Annotated in this window: 15 protein-coding genes; 14 read left to right on the top strand and 1 reads right to left on the bottom strand. The window is 63.6% G+C overall.

Annotated elements, in window-relative coordinates; all coding sequences use genetic code 11:
- Positions 1-278 precede the first annotated feature (278 nt).
- The 9 genes from HXS65_RS04680 (at position 279) to HXS65_RS04640 (ending at position 12,529) form a co-directional block, all read left to right on the top strand.
- Positions 279-1,835 (top strand): xanthine dehydrogenase small subunit, encoded by a 1,557-nt coding sequence (locus HXS65_RS04680; protein WP_176493255.1) that lies wholly within the window; start codon positions 279-281, stop codon positions 1,833-1,835.
- Positions 1,813-4,227, top strand: a complete 2,415-nt coding sequence (xdhB, locus tag HXS65_RS04675; RefSeq protein WP_176493254.1) for a xanthine dehydrogenase molybdopterin binding subunit — start codon at positions 1,813-1,815, stop codon at positions 4,225-4,227. Before HXS65_RS04680 ends, xdhB begins: the two co-directional genes overlap by 23 nt.
- Entirely contained in the window at positions 4,224-5,246 is a 1,023-nt protein-coding gene (gene xdhC, locus HXS65_RS04670; protein WP_176493253.1) for a xanthine dehydrogenase accessory protein XdhC, read from the top strand. The genes xdhB and xdhC overlap by 4 nt, the downstream gene beginning before the upstream one ends.
- Positions 5,243-6,787 (top strand): guanine deaminase, encoded by a 1,545-nt coding sequence (gene guaD / locus HXS65_RS04665; protein ID WP_255304418.1) that lies wholly within the window; start codon positions 5,243-5,245, stop codon positions 6,785-6,787. Before xdhC ends, guaD begins: the two co-directional genes overlap by 4 nt.
- Positions 6,788-6,973: 186 nt before the next feature.
- Entirely contained in the window at positions 6,974-7,633 is a 660-nt protein-coding gene (gene nfsB, locus HXS65_RS04660; RefSeq protein ID WP_077376681.1) for an oxygen-insensitive NAD(P)H nitroreductase, read from the top strand.
- A 173-nt stretch (positions 7,634-7,806) separates the two neighbouring features.
- Entirely contained in the window at positions 7,807-8,115 is a 309-nt protein-coding gene (locus HXS65_RS04655) for a putative quinol monooxygenase (protein ID WP_084208749.1), read from the top strand.
- A 273-nt stretch (positions 8,116-8,388) separates the two neighbouring features.
- Positions 8,389-9,819: a uracil-xanthine permease family protein gene (locus HXS65_RS04650; protein WP_176493252.1), complete on the top strand. Its 1,431-nt coding sequence runs from the start codon at positions 8,389-8,391 to the stop codon at positions 9,817-9,819.
- Positions 9,820-10,170: 351 nt separating this feature from the next.
- Positions 10,171-11,886 (top strand): bifunctional UDP-sugar hydrolase/5'-nucleotidase UshA, encoded by a 1,716-nt coding sequence (ushA, locus tag HXS65_RS04645; RefSeq protein WP_176493251.1) that lies wholly within the window; start codon positions 10,171-10,173, stop codon positions 11,884-11,886.
- Positions 11,887-12,076: 190 nt separating this feature from the next.
- Positions 12,077-12,529, top strand: a complete 453-nt coding sequence (locus tag HXS65_RS04640) for an Lrp/AsnC family transcriptional regulator (protein WP_077376692.1) — start codon at positions 12,077-12,079, stop codon at positions 12,527-12,529.
- 20 nt (positions 12,530-12,549) lie between these two features.
- Here the strand turns inward: HXS65_RS04640 and HXS65_RS04635 are convergent, their stop codons facing one another.
- Complete coding sequence (locus HXS65_RS04635) at positions 12,550-13,497, bottom strand: hypothetical protein (RefSeq protein WP_157109471.1); 948 nt, start codon at positions 13,495-13,497, stop codon at positions 12,550-12,552.
- A gap of 711 nt (positions 13,498-14,208) precedes the next feature.
- Here HXS65_RS04635 and HXS65_RS04630 point away from each other — a divergent pair.
- The 5 genes from HXS65_RS04630 (at position 14,209) to HXS65_RS04610 (ending at position 20,157) form a co-directional block, all read left to right on the top strand.
- Positions 14,209-15,300: a TRAP transporter substrate-binding protein gene (locus HXS65_RS04630; protein WP_077376697.1), complete on the top strand. Its 1,092-nt coding sequence runs from the start codon at positions 14,209-14,211 to the stop codon at positions 15,298-15,300.
- 138 nt (positions 15,301-15,438) lie between these two features.
- Positions 15,439-15,981, top strand: a complete 543-nt coding sequence (locus HXS65_RS04625) for a TRAP transporter small permease subunit (RefSeq protein ID WP_084208754.1) — start codon at positions 15,439-15,441, stop codon at positions 15,979-15,981.
- The gene (locus HXS65_RS04620; RefSeq protein WP_136937865.1) at positions 15,978-17,306 is read left to right on the top strand and encodes a TRAP transporter large permease subunit; all 1,329 of its coding nucleotides are present in this window, start codon (positions 15,978-15,980) and stop codon (positions 17,304-17,306) included. Before HXS65_RS04625 ends, HXS65_RS04620 begins: the two co-directional genes overlap by 4 nt.
- A gap of 245 nt (positions 17,307-17,551) precedes the next feature.
- Positions 17,552-18,391 (top strand): sulfite exporter TauE/SafE family protein, encoded by an 840-nt coding sequence (locus tag HXS65_RS04615; protein ID WP_054556070.1) that lies wholly within the window; start codon positions 17,552-17,554, stop codon positions 18,389-18,391.
- Positions 18,392-18,456: 65 nt separating this feature from the next.
- On the top strand, positions 18,457-20,157 hold the full coding sequence (locus tag HXS65_RS04610; RefSeq protein ID WP_176493250.1) for a gamma-glutamyltransferase family protein: 1,701 nt from the start codon (positions 18,457-18,459) through the stop codon (positions 20,155-20,157).
- Positions 20,158-20,425 lie beyond the last annotated feature (268 nt).

Raw genomic sequence — 20,425 nt, 5'->3', positions numbered from 1 at the left:
CCTTCGATTTCGGCCTCACGTCACGATGCTGTGGTCAGAATGCTCACCCCGGGCAGGCGCGATACGCTCGATGCGTCGCGCTCCTGACGCGCACTTGCGCCACCCACGCAAAAATACCACACCATGGGCTGACCATTTGGTCAGATTCTTGCTAGAAATACAACATGAGCTGTTACATTGACACTCGAAGACGCCAATCGGGCCCGCAATGCCCAGATTCGGCTGTGCCATACGCCTGAAGGCACCACAATGACAAGACGACCTGACGGGATGCCTGCATGATCGACTTCACCTTGAACGGACACGCGCGTCAGCTGCCCGCGCCTGCACCGGGAACGACAACGCTTGAAGCCCTTCGCACCTCTCTGGGACATACCGGCACCAAGGAAGGCTGCGCGTCCGGTGACTGCGGCGCCTGCACGATTGCCTTGCAGGTGCCGGGCCAGCCCATGACGACGGTCAATGCCTGCCTGATGCCCGCCCACCAGCTGCAGGATTGCGAGTTGATCACCATCGAGGGACTGGGGTACGAGGCCGCCACCTCCTCGCTCTCCCCGGTGCAGCAAGCGCTGGTGACGACCCACGCCAGCCAATGTGGCTTCTGTACCCCGGGCATCGCCATGAGCCTGGCGGTGCTGCACGCCGATCATCAGCTGCGCAGCGCAGAGGGCGAGAGTCTCGATGCCGCGCGGCGCGATCAGATGATCGACCATGCGCTGGGCGGCAATCTGTGCCGCTGCACAGGCTATCGACCGATACGCGAGGCTGCCCATCGCCTGCTGCAGGGAGAATTCGGGCCGGCCACCCTGCTGTCATCCGGGCAGGCAGCTTGTCAGCCCGCCACTGGCGAGACGAATTCAGCGTCCCGTCGCGAGCGAGATAGCGAACTGGAAGCCTCGGGCACCTTCCATCGTCCCACCCGTCTTGAAGATTTGCTGGCGCTGCGCGCCGCACATCCCCAGGCGCCCTTGATCGCGGGGGGCACGGATCTGATGCTCGAATACACGCAACGCCTGCGTGACTTCCCGGCACTGATCGATACCACGCGTGTCGCGGCACTTGGCACCATCGAGGAAGGGGAACACGCCGGCCAGGCAGGCTGGTGGATCGGCGCTGCGGTGACCTACCGCCAGCTGATGCCACTGCTGCGTGAACACTATCCCGAGGGCGCGGAGCTGCTCACTCGCCTGGGCAGTGAACAGATCCGCAATCGCGGCACGCTGGGCGGCAACATCGGCAACGCCTCACCCATCGGGGACATGCCGCCGCTGTTGATCGCGCTGGAGGCCTATCTCCAGCTGATGAGTGTCGATGGGGAGCGCATCCTCAAGCTTGAGGACTTCTTCCTCGACTACAAGCGCACCCAATTGATGCCGGACGAGATCATCCATTCTCTCTTCCTGCCGCGGCCGGTTCACAATCAGCGGCTGGCGGTCCACAAGCTTTCCAAACGGCGAGATGATGACATCTCCACGCTGCTGGGGGTCTTCGCCTGGCGGCGCGATGCCAGTGGCCATGCTCAGCACTGGCGAGTCGCCTTCGGCGGCATGGCCGGCATTCCGACACGTGCACCGCATCTCGAGGCACTCCTGAGCCGTGAAACGCTGGAATCGCTCACGCCCGCCCAGCTCGACACCCTCACTCGCCACAGGATCGAGCAGGCCATCCAGGCCGATTTCTCGCCTCTCTCGGACGTGCGTGGCTCCCGCGAGTATCGTCTGCTGGCCGCCAGCCATCTGGTCCCCCGAGTGGCGCAGCGAATCCACAATGAACGTCACGCGACTGCCCCCCTCATGCCACTGGAGAGCCTCGATGCGTACCTTGCACAGTCTTGAGTCCGACCCCAGTGCCACTCCGGCCACGAACGCTTCGCCGTCACATCAGCATGAGAGCGCCGAGCGTCACGTCAGTGGCACGGCACGCTACGTCGACGACCTGCCACTCCCCGCAGGCACGCTGCACCTGGCCATCGGCATGAGCGAGGTCGCGCATGCCACTCTGGATTCCCTGGCTCTTGATGCGGTGCGGGCCGCCCCCGGCGTCGTCTGTGTGCTCAGCGCTTCAGACATCCCCGGCCACCGCGATGTCGGCCCGGTCTTCCCCGGCGACCCGCTGCTGGTCAGTGATCGCATCAGTCATCATGGTCAGGCGCTGTTCGTGGTTGCCGCCGAGAGCGAGCGGGCGGCGCGTCAGGCGGCGCGACTGGCCAAGGTGGCGGTTACCCCCTTGCCACTGACGCTTGATCCCTGCCAGGCCGCCAGTCGCGGTGATCTGGTGCGCCCGACCCATACCCAGGCACGTCTGGCCAACGGCCGGGCAGCGACACGCGAAAGCGTCAGCGAACGACTTGCCAGATCCGCCTGGCAATTGGACGGCGAGCTTGAGAGCGGTGGACAGGAACACTTCTATCTGGAGAGCCAGGCAGCGCTGGCCTTGCCGGGTGAAGACGACGAGATGCTGGTGCACAGCTCGTCCCAGCACCCCAGTGAAGTCCAGAAGCTGATCGCCGAGGTGCTGGGCGTGCCCTTCCATGCCATCACGGTGGAAACCCGTCGCATGGGAGGCGGCTTCGGCGGCAAGGAAACCCAGGCCGCGCCGGTGGCATGTCTGGCAGCCCTGGTGGCGCGTCGTACGGGGCGGGCCGCCAGACTGCGACTGCCCCGCAATGACGACATGCGCCTGACCGGCAAGCGCCATCCCTTCCATCACCGCTACCAGATCGGTGTCGATGACAGCGGGCGCATCGACACCGCCATCATCGAGCTGACCGGCGACTGCGGCCATTCACCGGATCTGTCAGATGCCATCGTCGATCGCGCCATGTTCCATGCCGACAACGCCTATTACCTCGGCAATGCCCATGTGCGCGGTATCCGTGCCCGCACCAACGTGGCGTCCAACACCGCCTTCCGCGGCTTCGGTGGTCCGCAGGGCATGCTCGCCATCGAGGCGGCCATGGAGGATATCGCAAGGCGTCTGGGGCGCGACCCGCTGGAGATCCGCAAGCGCAACCTCTACTGCGAGGGCCGTGAGACCACGCATTATGGCCAGCACGTCAATCAGTACCCACTGCTCACCACGCTGATCGACCAGCTCGAGGCGCAGGGCGACTACTGGGCGCGTCGTGCCGAGATTCGCGCCTTCAATGCCGCCAATCCGGTGGTGAAGAAGGGGCTGGCGCTGACGCCGGTGAAGTTCGGCATCTCCTTTACCGCCAAGCACCTCAATCAGGCCGGCGCCCTGGTGCATGTCTATACCGATGGCAGCGTGCAGGTGAATCATGGCGGCACCGAGATGGGCCAGGGCCTGCACACCAAGATCACTCAGGTCGCGGCCCGTGAGCTGGGCCTAAGCGTGGACAGGGTGCGCATCACCGCCACGCGCACCGACAAGGTACCCAACACCTCACCGACCGCGGCAAGTTCGGGAGCGGACCTCAACGGCATGGCCACACGTGATGCCTGCCTGCGCCTCAAGGCGCGCCTGCTCGACTTCGCCGCCGAACATCTCGCCCAGCCACGCGCCAGCCTGAGCCTCGACAATGGCGAACTGCATGGCCCGAGCGGCGTACTGATGACATGGGGGGAGCTGATCCAGGCGGCGTATCTGGAACGCATCTCGCTCTCCGAGAAGGGCTTCTATGCCACCCCGGACATCCACTACGACCGCGAAAGTGGCACCGGACACCCCTTCTACTACTACGCCTTCGGCGCCGCGCTGTGTGAAGTGGTCGTCGATACCTTGAGCGGCGAATACCGCCTGGAAAGCGCCGAGATCCTGCACGACGTGGGAGATTCGCTCAATCCGGCCATCGACATCGGTCAGATAGAAGGCGGCTTCGTGCAGGGCATGGGCTGGCTGACGACGGAGGAACTCAAGTGGAACGAGGAGGGTCGCCTGCTGACCGATGGCCCGGCCACCTACAAGATACCCGCCATCAGCGACGTACCCGACGGCGCGATCACGGTACGCCTGCTGGAAGGACATCCCAACTCGGCCGCCAGCATCTATCGCTCCAAGGCGGTGGGTGAGCCACCCTTCATGCTCGCCATCAGCGTGTGGGCGGCGCTGCGCGATGCGCTGGCCTCGTTGACCGACTACCGCCGCGCAGTGCGCCTGGATACCCCGGCCACGCCGGAACGCGTGATGCTGGCGGCGCGTGAGCAGCGTGACTGGCAGGAGCAGCACGCCACTGCCGGCGCAGAGCCAACGCAGGTGCCGTCATGAGTGCAATCAAGAGTGCAATCAAGAGGGCAATCAAGAGGGCAATCAAGAGTGCCGCGACGGGCCGCTGGTATCAGGCGCTCGCCGAGGCACAGGCAGCGCTGACGGCCCATGCCCTGGCCACCGTGGTGACGGTGGCGGGCTCCGCCCCGCGAGGTGCCGGCAGCAAGATGCTGATCACCATGGATACGCTGCACGACAGCCTCGGCGGCGGTCGGCTGGAGCAGCTGGTGGTGGAGCGCGCCCGAGCGATGCTGGCGCAGGGACAGTCGGGCTGTCATCTCGAGGAGATCGCGCTGGGCCAGCATGCTCAACAATGCTGTGGTGGCCACGTGCAGGTGTTGATCGAGCTGTACCCGGCGCTTGCGCCACGGCTGACCCTGTTCGGCGCCGGCCATGTCGGTCAGGCCATCGTCCACCTGCTGGCGCCGCTGGACTGGCAGATCGACTGGCGGGATTCACGCGCCGAGCAGCTCGAGTCCGCCACGATTCCTGCGGGCAGTGAGGGCCGTGTGCAGCGCCAGACATTCAATATCCTGACGGACCTGCCGCTCACGAAAGCGGCGCCGGCCTCCGATTCGCTGCCAGTGAGGGCGGGCAGTCATGTGCTGGTATTGACCCATGATCACGTCGAGGACCAGGCGCTGGTGGCGGCTCTTGCACCGCGCGATGACCTGGCCTCGCTGGGGCTGATCGGCTCCAGCAGCAAGTGGGCGCGTTTTCGCCAGCGCCTGCTCGGCGATCTCGACGAGCACGAGGTCGCCCGCATTCGTTGCCCGATCGGTGTGTCGGGGATTCCGGGCAAACGCCCCGAGGAGATCGCGATCGCGGTGGTGGCCGAACTGCTTCAGTTGCAGGCCAGCCGAGCCGCCCAGCAGACCGACGACGCGAACTCCCCAACCTCGTCACACCCCCCATCACTGGATGGCAATGGTCTGACGCGCAAGGGTGCCCGCCAGCTGCGCGCCCGCCTTGCCCCTGACGCGATGCACCAGACAGAACCGACACGGAAGGCCGAATGATGACTGACCAAGACACCCCGCTATCTGTGGCCTGCCACCTGGATGACCGCCGACTGACGGCGGCGCTGCGCTCGGCCGCAAAGGCCCCAGAAAGCGTCAGTCTGTTGCGTGGCGCCCTGCTGCACTTCCTGGATGAGCCTCTGGACGACTCGCAAGGAACGCTTGCGTCAGGCGAGCGGGACCCCGCCATCGAGTACTACGCGGATGCCCTGCTGGTGATGCACGCCGGCAAGGTGGTGGCGCTGGGCGACTGCTCCGCCCTTGTCGCGCACAGCGACATGCACGAGCTTGTCCGCCTGAGCCCGCCGCACAGCGTCACCGGTCTGATGATGCCAGGCTTCATCGATACCCACGTGCACTTCCCGCAGCTGGATATCATCGCAAGCTATGGTCACTGCCTGATCGACTGGCTGACTACCTACACCTTCCCCGCCGAGCAGCGCTTTGCCGACCCCGCGCACGCCGCCGAGGTCGCCGAGATCTTCCTCGATGAGCTGCTGCGTCATGGCTCCACCAGTGCCCAGGTGTTTGCCACCTCGCATGCCAGCAGTGCCGATGCCCTTTTCCGGGCCGCGCGGACCCGCGACATGCGTGTGCATGCCGGTCGCGTGATGATGGATCGCAATGCGCCGCCGGCACTGCTCGATTCAGGCGTCACCGCGCTCAAGGACGATGAGCGGCTGATCGCGGACTGGCACGGGCGTGATCGCCTCGGCTATGTGCTGACCCCGCGCTTCGCCCCGACCTCCACCCCCGAGCAGCTCAAGGCCGCCGGTCAACTGCTCAAGTGCCAGCCGGACCTGCACCTGCAGACCCATCTGGCCGAGAACCTCGATGAGGTGAAGTGGGTGGCGGAACTGTTCCCCGAGGCTCGGGATTATCTGGCGGTCTATGAGGATGTCGGCCTGAGTCACGAGCGCACCACCTTCGCCCACGGCATCCACCTGGACGATGGCATGCGCCAGCGCATCGCGGATCAGGGCGCCAGCATCGCCTTCTGCCCGACCTCCAACCTGTTTCTCGGCAGCGGACTCTTCGATCGCGCCAGTGCCCGCGCCATGGGCATGAACATCAGCATCGCCACCGATGTCGGCGGTGGCTCCAGCCTGTGTCAGCTGGAGAGCCTCAAGGCTGCCTATCAGGTCGGTCAGTTGCACGGTGCGGTCGCCCATGATGTGGCGGGGCTTGCGTCACGTGCCAACCAGCCACTGACGCCCTGGCAGGGCTTCTATCAATTGACGCTGGGCAATGCGCGCGCCATGCGGCTGGAGGACAAGGTCGGCAACCTGCGTCCGGGGATGGAGGCGGACGTGATCGTGCTCGACCCCACGGCGACTCACTTGCTGGCGCGGCGTACCCGCTGGGGACAGCCACAGCAGGTACCGCTGGGGGAGGTGCTGTTCGCCCTGATGATGCTCGGGGATGACCGCGCGATTCGCGAGGTGCATGTGGCGGGCCGCTGCCGCAAACGGCACGGCATGCTGCTGAGTGATCACACCGCTGCGAAGACACGCCCAAGGGCGGAAGCATTAATGCCCTGAGGGCATCACAGGTGTGACAACATGCTGACAAATGGTGCCAATTTATAGAATTGGTGCCATTTTTTCATCATAAAGGTGCGTGAGACATGGATACTCAACGCTGAGTCCACTCGTTATGATGGCGCCATCTTCTTCCAACGTCCTGGGCACCCTCAGAGGTGTCGACGCATTACGAGGTCCGTCATCATGACTCCCACTGCCATCATGCAACGTCGTTATTCCACCAAGGCCTTCGATCCGGCGCGCAAGATCAGCGCCGCCGACTGGCAGGAACTGGAAAACGTGATGCGCCTGAGCGCTTCCAGCGTCAATTCCCAACCGTGGCACTTCCTGGTGCTGGAGTCTGACGATGCCAAGCAGCGCTTCGCACGCGCCGGTACGGATGACAAGTACGCCTTCAACTCGCCGAAGATCACCAATGCGTCTCACGTCGTGCTGTTCTGCACCCGCACTACCCTGGACGACGACTACCTGAACCATCTGCTGGATACCGAAGCCTCTGATGGTCGCTTCAAGAAGGATGACGAGTTCAGCGCCATGATGGACGGCGCGCGTCGTCTGTTCATCGACCTGCATCGTCATGATCTCAAGGACATGCAGCACTGGATGGACAAGCAGGTTTACCTCAATTACGGCAGCCTGCTGTATGCCGCCTCCAGCCTGAACATCGACACCGTGCCGCTGGAAGGCATCGACCCGGTGGCGCTGGACGCCGAATTCGGGCTGCGCGAGAAAGGCTTCAACGCCCTGGTCGCCGTGAGCCTTGGCTATCGCGCCGCTGACGACTTCAATGCGGAACTGCCCAAGTCCCGTCTGCCGGCAGACGAACTCTTCACTCGCCTGTAAGCGCAGGGGACATCGAGCGGCGGGCAGCGCATTCCCCCACGGGGCTCCGTGCCTGCCGCATTGCATCCGCCCATCGGACATGACACCGTTTCTCCTCATGTCCCATCGTCTGCCGGTCACGTGGGGCATCCGCTTCACGCGTCATCATTTTCGTTCACGAAAGGATTCATGCCATGTCTCTCAAGCTTATCGCGACTCTGACCTTCCCCGCCGACCAGCAGGAAAAGGCCCGTGACATTCTCGCCGACCTGGTCGAGAAGAGTCAGTCCGACAAGGGCTGTCTGCAATATGAACTCTTCGCGGTAGACAAGCAGGTCGAGGAAGGCGAGCCGGTACCGGAAGGCGACTTCGTGGTACTGGAGGAATGGTGGGATGAAGAAGCGCTGGAAGCCCACGTGGCATCCGAGCACTTCCAGGGCTTCCTGGGGGCCTTCGCGGAAGGCGAGATCGGCCTCAAGATCCAGCGTCTGCTGACAGTCTGACGCCAGCCGCTTGACCCTGCGCCCGCTTGCCCGGGCCACAAGGACGTCAATTCCAGGACCCCGCCGAGTCACGCTCGGCGGGGTCCTGCGTTATCCGGCCAGTCATCGAGTGCCTCGGCGACAAGACGTCGTGACAGCAAAAGACACCTGATATTGGTTCACTTCTTGCTTATAATTGCCCGCCCGCGAATCGCATGGCGTGATCACGCATCGTCATCCTCGATCATCAGCCCATTCCTCCCGCATTTGCCGCGAGCCGACAAGGAGCGTCCCATGACCCAAGCTTCCTCCCAGCACAAGGGGATCGACGAGCCACTGCTCGGCCTCGAGAGCTGCCCCTCCGTTCCCATCTCGGCGCTCGCCGGGGCCCAGCATCTGCTGGCCAGTCTGGCGGGCATCATTGCACCGACATTGATCATCACCAGTGCGCTATCGCTCGGGGCCTACACCGCCAGTCTGCTATCGATGGCGCTGGTGGTCTCCGGTATCGCCACCTGGATTCAATCCCAGCGCCTGGGGCCATTCGGTTCGGGGCTGTTGAGCATCCAGGGCACCAGCTTCAGCTTCGTGTCGGCCTTGATCACCGCCGGCCTGATCGCGCGCAGCCAGAATGCCAGTGACGAACAGGTGCTGGCGGTACTGTTCGGCACCTGTCTGGCCGGCAGCCTGATCGAGATGGCATTGGGCACGGTGCTGCCATGGCTCAAGCGCGTCATCACACCGGTGGTGACGGGCGTAGTGGTGATGCTGATCGGGTTGAGTCTGATCGAGGTCGGCATGACGGATATCGGTGGCGGCTTCGGTGCCGCGGACTTCGGCGCCCCCGCCAATCTGGCGCTGGCCGGCTGCGTGCTGATCACGGTACTGGCCTGTCAGGTCTCGCGTCACCCGTGGCTGAGAATCGCCTCCATCTTCATCGGCATGGCCGTCGGCTGCATCATCGCGGCGCTGGGCGGCATGTACGATGCGCCACAACTGGCGGATGCCGCACTGATCGCTCTGCCGCACCCGGCGACGCTGAATACCGGCTTCGACTTCTCGCTGGCCGCCTTCCTGCCGGTGGCCTTCATCTTCATTATCACCGCCATCGAGACCGTCGGCGATCTCACCGGCAGCGCACGCGCCTCGGGGCTTGCCGTGGATGACGACACGCATCAGAAGCGTCTGCGCGGCGGCGTGCTAGGGGATGGCCTGAATTCCGCACTCGGCGCGCTGGCCGGCACCTTCCCCAACACCACCTTCAGTCAGAACACCGGCGTGATCCAGCTGACCGGTATCGCCAGCCGCCATGTGGGCCGCTACGTGGCGGGCTTCCTGCTGTTGCTGGGCCTGTCGCCCTTCATCGCCACCCTGCTCACGCAGATGCCGCGCCCGGTGCTCGGTGCCACCACCACGCTGATGTTCGCGCTGATCGCCGTCTCCGGCATCCGCATCCTGATGGCGCAGCCCATCGGGCGTCGCGAGATGATGATCATCGCGCTGGCCCTGGGGCTTGGTCTGGGCGTCGGCATGGTACCGGATGTGCTGAACGCGATTCCGGGGGCCTTCGCCGATGCCTTGCGCTCGCCGATCACCATGGGCGGCCTGACCGCCATCCTCGCCGAGTTGCTGCTGCCGAAGATGGAAGATGCCGAGGTGTTCAATCCCAGAGCGAGTGAGCGTGAGTCCACCGACAGCATCAGCGCGGAGCAGGAACACGCCTGAGCCGCAGACGCCGCAATGAGACATGAAAAAACCGGCGCATCATTGGCCGGTTTTTTCATGTCGGTCGCCTCTTGAGGCCAGTCGCGCTTCTACAGGTCAGCCACACTTCTTCACGCCATTCGCTGACGCACGCAAACGGCGTACACCTCGCACTTCCTGAGCAGGTCATCCAATCTCCACAATGGCAAGACAGACTCTTACAGCGGTGTGCCTTGCCATCGGTTACCCTTCACCCACTACACATAAGCGCTTTCTCATCAACAGTCTTGCAATCGGCACCCTGACAATCAGCACTTTCAGGCTGGAAGGCGCCATAGCGCCTCGGAGCCAGACACAAGGAACGTATCGCTCATGCTGAACACACGACTCACCTCATCAAACGCGCCGGGCTTGCGCGCATCCCCCCGCTCGCGCCTGGCGCTGAAGACCCTGCTGGGGGCTGCATTGCTGAGCACGCTCAGCGCCTGCGCCAGCCATCAGGACCATGAATGGCAGGCAGACACGTCCTATCACCTGACGGTGCTGCACACCAATGATCATCACGGTCGCTTCTGGCGCAGCAGCGATGGCGAATACGGCATGTCGGCACGCAAGACGCTGGTCGACCGTATCCGCGCCGAAGTGGAATCCGAGGGTGGCAGCGTGCTGCTGCTGTCCGGCGGAGACATCAATACCGGCGTGCCGGAGTCCGATCTGCAGCATGCCGAACCCGACTTCAAGGGCATGAATCGCATCGGCTATGACGCCATGGCGGTGGGCAATCATGAATTCGACAACCCGCTGGACGTGCTGCTCAAGCAGCGCGACTGGGCCGATTTCCCGATGCTGGCCGCCAACATCTACGACAAGGCCACCGGCGAGCGTCTGTTCGCGCCCTACAGGATCTTCGATGAAGACGGCGTCCATATCGCGGTGATCGGCCTGACCACCGAAGACACCGTGCGCATCGGCAATCCCGAGTACTTCAGCAATCTCGAGTTTCGCGATCCCAAGGAAGAGGCACGCAAGGTCATCGAGCAACTGAACGAGCATGAGCAGCCGGACCTGATCTTCGCCGTCACCCACATGGGGCATTATCAGAATGCCGAGCATGGCATCAACGCGCCGGGCGACGTCGCGCTTGCGCGCTACCTGCCCACCGGTGCGCTGGACATGATCGTCGGAGGGCACTCCCAGGAGCCGGTGTGCATGGAGGGCGTCAACCGGATGGCGGACTTTTCGCCCGGCGATGATTGCCAGCCGGACCGCCAGAACGGCACCTACATCGTGCAGGCACACGAGTGGGGCAAGTACGTGGGGCGTGCCGATTATGAGTTCCGCAATGGCGAGCTGACCATGCTCAACTATCAGTTGATCCCGGTGAACCTCAAGAAGACCGTCGAAGTGAACGGCGAGCGTCACAAGGTGCTGGTCAAGGAGGAAATCGCCGAGGACAGTGAGCTGCTCGAGTTCCTGCGCCCCTATCAGGAGAAGGGTCAGGCGCAGCTCAATGTCACCGTCGCGCAGAGCAACGGCAAGCTGGAGGGGGATCGCGACGTGGTGCGCTTTGCCCAGACCAATCTGGGCCGCCTGATCGCCACCGCCGCCATGCAGGCCGGCAAGGCAGACTTCGGCGTGATGAACTCAGGTGGCGTGCGCGCCTCATTGCCTGAAGGAGAGATCACCTACAAGGATGTGCTGACCGTACTGCCCTTCGGCAACACCGTGGGGGTCGTCAGCATGTCGGGCAGCGAGGTGCTCGACTACCTAAATGCCGTGGCGACCCAGCCGGTGGACTCCGGCGCCTATGCCCAGTTCGCCGGTATCAGCATGCAGGTCGACCGGGCCGAGGGCAGCGTCTCAGACGTGATGATCCAGGGCCAGCCACTGGACAGAAGCGCGCAATATCGCTTTACCGTCCCGAGCTTCAATGCTGCCGGCGGGGATGGCTATCCGAAGGTCACCGACCTGCCGGGCTACCTGGATACCGGCTTCGTCGATGCCGATGTGCTCAAGGCCTACCTTGCCGAGCAGAGCCCGATCGATGTCTCGGCGTACGCCCCGAAGGGCGAGATCGTCTATCAGTGACGCTCAACGCGTTCGCGACGCGATGTGATCGAATGAGATAGACCACTACGGGACGCCAAGGCGTCCCGTAGTCGTTTCCAGAGCCGGGATATCCTCATCAGAGGCTGACGTCGGACTATACAAGTGCGGATCGCACAGGTTTGATAAGCCATGCGCACCACCACCACTAAGACCGTCGAGACCCTGGCCCATGAACCTCAACCGCACCGACAGCGAACTGCTCAACCTGCTGATCAAGGACGGCCGCATGTCCTATGCCGACATCGCCCGCAAGCTGGGCATCTCGCGTGCTCACGCCCGCTCACGCGTCCAGGCATTGGTCGAGAGTGGCGTGATCGAGCAGTTCACCGCCGTCATCAACCCGGACAAGCTCGGCAAGGGTATCTCCACCTTCGTGGACCTGACCGTCGCGCCCAGCGCCATCGAGCGCATCGCCGAGGAGCTTTCCGCCTGTGTCGAGGTGGTCAGCCTCTACATCATGAGCGACCTGAAAAGCCTGCACATCCACACCCTCACCGACAGCTACGAAGCCTTCGACAGCTTCGTGCGCGAACATATCTTCAATCGTGACGAGATTCTCTCCGTCGACTGCAAGTCGCTGATGACACGCGTCAAGCATCGTCGTGGCGGCGCGCGGCTATAGGCACGCACCGGGGTCGCGAATCAGTGCATGCGACCCAACCCACGCAGCAAGCGCATGGTGACCCACAGAAAGCCCAACGGAAACAGCACCGTCTGGGTGATGAACAGCATGGTGAGATCGATCACCTTGTCGGTCATGGCATCAAAGCCCTCGGTGACACTGGTGATCGGCCCACCGACCCAGCCTTCCATGCTGCCCTTGAACTGCTGCCACCAGCTGCGCTCTTCGTGCTCGCCTCCCACCTGCTTGTCCGCCACTTCCGCCAGCTGCTGCTGCGTCACGCTCAGCTGCGCCATCTGCGCATCTCGGCTGTCATCGAGAAAGGCCTGGCCTGCCACACCACTGGCCAGCGCGACACTGAGCACGGCAAAGCGCAGCGCGATGCCCCATAGCGCCAGGCGCACGAGTGCCTGCTGCCACCAGGGAGGGACGCGCCCGGCTTCGCTGTCTGCCCGCCTGCCCTCGGCCAGCAGGCCGAACACCGCCAGCAGACAGGCCACGGTGGTCATGCTCTTGATGATCACGGAACCGGAGATGCCCAGCAGCAATTTCTGCAGCGCCAATGAGCCGGTGGCCGCGAACATCACCCACGAGAAGCGCTCGATCATGTCATTGGCGGGGTCCAGCGCCTCCCCGGGCGAGACCTGAAATACCTGCAGGTCGATGGTCGAGGACTGCAGCACCGAGATGGTCGCGTTCAGGCCCTTGGCGATGGCGAAGGCACTGAAGGCCTGCCCCAGGGTGGCATCGATGACATCGCGTGCCCACTGCTGGGGCAACTCCCACCAGGCAAGCACTGCCATTACCAGCAGGATGGCGATCAGGAAGGCGCGGGGTATTCGCGCGTCAGTGGGTGCGCCGGGGGCGGCAGGCAGGCGCACGCCAGCATGTCTCGCGAAAGGCGTGGAGGAGACGGCAGACGTGGCCGGCGTGGGAGAAGCGGAATCGTCAGAATCATGAGGTGACATGCAAGGCTCCAACAGGGCAAAGCCGCATGATGCCACCGGGCTTGCTGACTGTCGTCATCGCCCGGCAATCACCGGCCCCGTTCATGTCCCTGTCGGCTCTCTCCGCCCAGCTCTCTCTTCTCCCTGCCCCCCGTCCCTATCAGCCCACGCACCGCTCAGCCCTCTCGTGCCAAGCCCTTTCCTGACAGCCTCGCTCAGAGGTAATGCACCGCGATGACTCAAGCGCACCGTAATGCGGCAAGCATGACAATTGGTCATCACCACCCCACATTCGCGAGCCAGATGTCACCTTCCGTGATGCTATCGATGAACAAATGCCGCGATTGGCGTGATCTTCTGACATTTGTCAGGCACTGAACTCCGCACATCAGCGGCTCCACGGTCTCACATGTGCAACTCCGGAGACGCATGCGCGCATTCTCAACGGAAAGCAGCGCCCTCTGCCTGTACATATTTCATTGAAATAATTGGAAAAATTTCTCAGGCGGCGAAATGGCACACGGCTTGCAGAGTCATCCTCGTAGCGCGATGACAAATGACAGCCTCAAAACTGACAAATGAAAGACATCGCTACTCAAGAGCATGCAGAAACACCGACACAACAAGATCGCTGACCTCGATGTCAGCACGCCGTACAGGCTCCCCTTGCCGCATCCGCACATCCACCGCCGCAGGGGCACTACTGGTCATCCGTCCGCAGGAGAACCTCCCATGACATTCGATCGTCGCAAGTTCCTGGGTGCCGCTCTGGCAACCTCAACCGCTGGACTCGTGATGGGTGCGCCCGCCATCGTGCGCGCGGAATCCAGCAAGACCTATCAATGGAAGATGACCAATGCCTACGGCCCGGGATCGCCCTTCTATGTCGAGGGCCCCGGTAGCCCGACCGACTTCTGCCGCAAGGTGGAAGCCATGTCGGGCGGGCGCATGAAGATCCAGCACTTCGCGGCCGGTGAGCTGATTCCGGCACTGGAAGGCTTCAATGCCGTCGCCAGTGGCGTGGTGGAGATGAACGCCGGCAATGCCTATTTCTGGGCCGGCAAGATTCCCGCTGCCCAGTACTTCACTACCGTCCCCTTCGGCATGAATACCCAGGGCATGAATGCCTGGCTGTATCACGGTGGCGGCCTGGAGCTATGGCATGAGCTGTACGCCCCCAAGGGACTGATCGCCTTCCCGATGGGCAATACCGGCGTGCAGATGACCGGCTGGTTCCGCAAGCCGATTAACACGGTGGAGGACTTGAAAGGCCTGAAGATGCGTATCCCGGGGCTTGCCGGCAAGGTCTATGCCGAGCTGGGCGTCGCCGTGCGCCTGTTGCCGGGCGGCGAAATATTCCCGGCGCTGGAGCGCGGTGTCATCGATGCCGCCGAATTCGTCGGCCCCTATCAGGACCGCCGTCTGGGGCTTCAGAAGGCTGCCAAGTACTACTACACCACCGGCTGGCACGAGCCGACCAACGTGACCGAGCTGATGATCAACAAGGCCGCCTGGGAGAGTCTGCCGGAAGACCTGCAGGCCATCGTCAAGGCCGCCGCTCAGGCGTGCAATGTCGAGAGCCAGGCCTGGTGTGAGTCAGTGAACGCCGAAGCGCTCAATGATCTGGTGGAAAACGAGGGCGTCACCGCTCAGCCGTTGCCCGATTCCGTGGTGGCGCGCCTGAAGGAAGTCACCGAGAAGACGCTGACCGACATGGCGGCCGCCGATCCGGACACTGCACGTGTGCACGAGTCGTTCATGGCCTTCCGCGATCAACACAAGGAATGGGCCGCCGTCAGCGAGAAGACCTTCCTGGCACTCTGACGGCTGACATCGAACCTCCCCCGTGGCGGTACCTGTGGCTCACGCCCCCAGTGCCAGAACGGATCACCGCTGGTGTCATCCCTGCTCCCCCTGTCTACGCCACGGCCTGTCCCGTCGTGGCGTTCGTGAGGTCATGTCATGCTGCATGTCATCCACTGTCTCGAGGGCATCATCGAGCGGCTGGGCATCATTGCCCGTTACTCGCTGTTGGCACTCGTGGTGCTGGTCGCCAGTAACGTACTGTTGCGTTACTTCTTCAGCATCAGTCCCGTGCCACTCCAGGAATTCGAATGGCACCTGATTTCCCCCATCGCGCTGCTGGGCATTTCCTATGCCCTCAAGCATCGCGCCGACGTTCGCGTCGATGTCTTCTATGATCGATTTTCCCCCAAGGGGCGTGCGCTGGTGGATCTGCTCGGCGCACTGATGACCATCGCCATCGGCACGGCCATTGCCTGGCTCGGCCTGAGCTATACCGAGCAGTCGTATCAGCTGATGGAAGGCTCACCCGACCCCGGCGGCCTGCCCTATCGCTACCTGCTCAAGGCCTTCATCCCCATCGGTTTCGCCGCGCTTGCCCTGCAGGGCGTGGCGGATTGCCTGCGCGCCTTGCTGACATTGACGAACCGCATGCCCGACGCCTCTTCCACCACGTCATCCAACACCAAGGTGCCTTCATGAGTCCGAATGAGTGGATTGCCCTCAGCATGATCGGCGGCTTCCTGATCCTGATGCTGATCGGGATTCCGGTCGCGATCTCATTGGCGGTGGCCGGTTTCGTGGCGGGTCTGGCAGGCTTCGGCCCGCTGCTGTTCAGCCTGATGCCGGCACGTCTCTATGGTGTGGTCACCAATTACACGTTGCTGGCGATACCGCTGTTCGTGTTCATGGGGGTCATGCTCGAGAAATCGCGGGTCGCCGAGGACATGCTCGAGACCATCGGACGCGCCATGGGTGGCGTGAACGGCGGCATGGGCATCGCGATCATTCTGGTCGGCGTGCTGATGGGCGCCTCCACCGGGATCGTCGGTGCGACTGTGGTCACCGTCGGCATGCTGACATTGCCGACCCTGCTGCGCCGCGGCTATCACCCGGGCGTGGCCTCGGCCACCATCTGCGCCTCAGGCACCCTGGGGCAGATCATTCCGCCGAGCCTCGTGTTGATCCTGCTGTCGGAGATTCTCGGCGAGTCCGTCGGTACCCTGTTCGCCGCGGCCTTCGTGCCGGGCCTGGCGATCGCGGTCATCTACATCGTCTACCTGCTGGTGCTGGGCTGGTGGAAGCCGGAACTCGTCCCGGCCATTCCAGAAGAGGAACGCGCCGCCGCTGGCGGCATGAAGGAATTGCTGAGGGATCTGGCGCGCAGCGTGATTCCGCCGCTGATGCTGGTCTTCGCGGTACTGGGCTCGATTCTGGGTGGCGTGGCCGCCCCCACCGAGGCGGCCTCGATGGGCGCACTGGGCAGTCTCGTGATCGCACTGCTGGCGCGGCGCCTCGATTTCCCGATGCTCAAGGCTTGCCTGCACTCGACCCTGACCATCACCGCCATGGTCTATTTCATCCTGTTGTGCGCGCAGCCGTTCTCACTAGCCTTCCGCGGTCTGGGCGGCGAGAACATGGTGCATGACCTGTTCAATCTGCTGCCGGGGGGAGAACTGGGCGCTCTCATCTTCCTGATGGTGATACTGTTCGTGCTCGGCTTTTTCCTGGAGTGGATCGAGATCAGCTATATCGCACTGCCGATGTTCCTGCCGGTCTTCATCGGCTATGGCACCGACATGGTATGGCTGGGCGTACTGGTGGCGATGAATCTGCAGATGTCATTCCTGACGCCTCCCTTCGGCTGGGCATTGTTCTTCCTCAAGGGGGTCGCGCCACCGGAAGTCACGACACGCCACCTGTATCTCGGCGTACTCCCCTTCGTGGGACTGCAGGCCATGGCCGTCGTGCTGCTGTTCTGCTTCCCGGGTCTTGCCACCTGGCTGCCGGACGCCATCGGCTGGTAACCCGGTCACGATGGCCAGCCTGACAGGCGACTTGACGCCACCAACGGGGCCTGGCCATCACAAGGGCATTGAAAAGATAATTCAGCAACGCGTAATGTCTTGGCTCGCCAACCCGCTCGCACCCCCTCGGAGACAGCGCGAGAGAAAGCGCTCCAGGGAGATGCCTCGACTGCCGATGTCGTCTGTCGGCAACTTTCACCAGCAATGAATGACCCCGCGCCATACGGGTACTACAAGGAAACACCATGGAACTGTTCTCAGCCTATCCACTGCACTGGATTCTCGGTCTGATCGCCGCACTCATCGTCACTGGCATGATTGCCGGCGTGATGGCCGGCTTGCTGGGGGTCGGCGGCGGTATCGTCATCGTGCCCGTGCTCTTTCACCTCTTCAGCCTGCTGGGTGTCGATGAGGCGGTCCGCATGCACCAGGCGGTCGGCACCTCGCTTGCGACCATCATTCCCACCTCGATCATGTCGGCCAGGGCCCACTACGCCAAGGGCAATCTTGACCCGGCGATACTCAAGCGTCTGCTGCCGGGGGTGATCATCGGCGTGATCATCGGCGGCCTGCTGTCCAACCTGTTCAGCGGCGCGGTCCTGATGGGGCTGTTCGCCACCGTCGCCTTCCTCGTGGCGCTCAACATGTTCCGTCGTCAGTCCACCGTGCTGGGCACTGGCCTGCCGGGCCCGCTGGGCAGTGGTGCGCTGGGTACCTTCATCGGTGGCGTCTCGACCCTGATGGGCATCGGCGGCGGCACCCTGAGCGTGCCGACCCTCAGCACCCTGGGCACTCCGATGCACCTGGCCGTGGGCACGGGCGCAGCGCTCGGGCTGGTGATCAGCCTGCCGGGCACCGCCAGCTTCCTGCTCAATGGCATCGGGGAGCCGAACCTGCTGCCGGGCTCCATCGGCTACGTCAATCTGCTCGGTTTCGCCGCCATCGTGCCGGCGACCATGCTGTGTGCGCCGATCGGTGCCAAGCTGGCCCATGCGATGGATGCCGCCAAGCTCAAGAAGGTCTTCGCCATCTTCCTGATGTTCACGGCACTGCGCATGTTCTACGACCTGTTCACCGGCAGCTGATCTCCGCCCTCAGCGCACTGACAACGGCGCAATAACAACAACGACATTCACAGGAGCAAGACGCCATGATGCATACCCGACGAGGATTCGGCGGAGCCTGCGCTGCCCCCCATCATCTGGCAGCAGAGGCCGGCCGTGACATCCTGCGTGACGGCGGCAATGCCATCGAGGCGATGGTCGCGATGGCCGCGACCATCGCCGTGGTCTATCCGCACATGAATGGTATCGGCGGTGATGGCTTCTGGCTGATCAAGCGACCCGGCCTCGCCCCCATCGCCATCGATGCCTGTGGGCCGGCCGCGGCGCTGGCCAGCCGAGAGTTCTACGCCGCGCAAGGCTACGGTGTCGCCGATGACGAGACAGGCGCTCCCCTGGTGAATGGCGACAGCATCCCCACCCGTGGGCCGCTGTCCGCCTTGACGGTGGCCGGGACCATCGGCGGCTGGCAGGAGGCACTGGCCTTCTCGGCAGACACCTCCGACGCCGAGCGCGCGCCATTGCCTCTCGCGACGCTGTTGCGCCAGGCCATCCGGCATGCCAATGACGGGGTCGCGGTCAGCGCCAGCCAGCAAGCCTTGAGCGAGAAGCACCTGGCCGTGCTGTCACGGCAACCCGGGTTTGCGCAGCGCTATCTGGGTCAGAGCGAGTCAGGGGAGCCGATGGCGCTCGAGGAAGGCGCCCGCCTGCGTCAGCCGGCGCTTGCCATGACCCTCGCCCGCCTGGCGGATGCCGGGCTGGACGATTTCTACCGAGGCGAGCTGGCGGCGCACATGGCGCAGGAACTGCAGTCCGCCGGCAGTCCGCTGCGCCTGGAGGACCTCAACGGCTATCGCGCCCAACGCGTCACGCCGCTCAAGGTGCGTCTGCGCGACAGTGAGGTATACAACCTGCCCGCCCCGACCCAGGGTCTGGCGACATTGATGATTCTGGGGCTCTACGATGAATTGAGCGCCAGGCACGGCATCAGCGAAGCGGAGGGCAATACACTGCGTCACCTGCATGCGCTGATCGAGGCCACCAAACGCGCCTTCCTGGTGCGCGACAGCCTGATCACCTCACCAGACTGCCTCGAGGGCGGGCTGGAAAGCGGCATCGCTACGCAACAGGCGCATCTTTCACAGGATGCCCTGACTCAGCAGGCGGCAATGATCGACATGCAGGCCGCCCTGGAATGGCCCCACGAGCCCGCCGAGGGCGACACCATCTGGATGGGCGCCACGGACAGCGAGGGCACTACCGTCAGCTTCATCCAGAGCGTCTACTGGGAGTTCGGCAGTGGCATGGTACTGCCGAGCAGTGGCGTGATGTGGCAGAACCGCGGGCTGGCGTTCGATCTGGCGCCCGACAGACTGCGCAGCCTGGCGCCGGGCCGCAAGCCCTTCCACACCCTCAATCCCTCACTGGCGTGTTTCGATGATGGCCGCGTGATGGCCTTCGGCACCATGGGCGGTGAAGGCCAGCCGCAGACTCAGGCCGCTGTCTTCACCCGCATCGCCCGCCACGGCATGTCATTGCAGGCCGCGATCAGTGCTCCACGCTGGCTGCTGGGTCGCACCTGGGGCGATGTCAGCACCAGCCTCAAGCTCGAATCGCGCCTTGAGGGTGACATGGCGGAGGCACTCAGGGAGCTGGGGCATGAAGTAGAGGTGCTGGAAGACGCCTATAGCGATACGCTGGGTCACGCCGGTGCGGTGATGCGTCACCCCGATGGCCAGGTCGAGGCGGCGCACGATCCGCGCAGTGATGGTGGTGCGGCGCTGACCTGATGAAATCCGGCCAGCTCAGCGTCACGAGCTGGCCGAGATATTGCTGCTCAGATTGATGCTGGCAATAGTATGGTTCAACCCTCTCCCTCCCCCCGTCAGACCCCGGGGGGCAGGGATGAGACCTCGTCATGACATGAAACTTTCCTTATTCATGATTGAGGAAACCATGAGGCAAACCGCCTGCCTCTGCACAGACGCATCGGATGATCATTGGCCAGCACGGTATCGACAGGCCATTGGCATCGATAACTCCGACAACAACGACAAA

This window comes from Cobetia sp. 5-25-4-2, assembly GCF_013374075.1.
GTDB lineage: Bacteria > Pseudomonadota > Gammaproteobacteria > Pseudomonadales > Halomonadaceae > Cobetia > Cobetia marina.
Note: the sequence above shows the minus strand (reverse complement) of the source record. Positions and strands in the feature narration are given on the sequence as shown.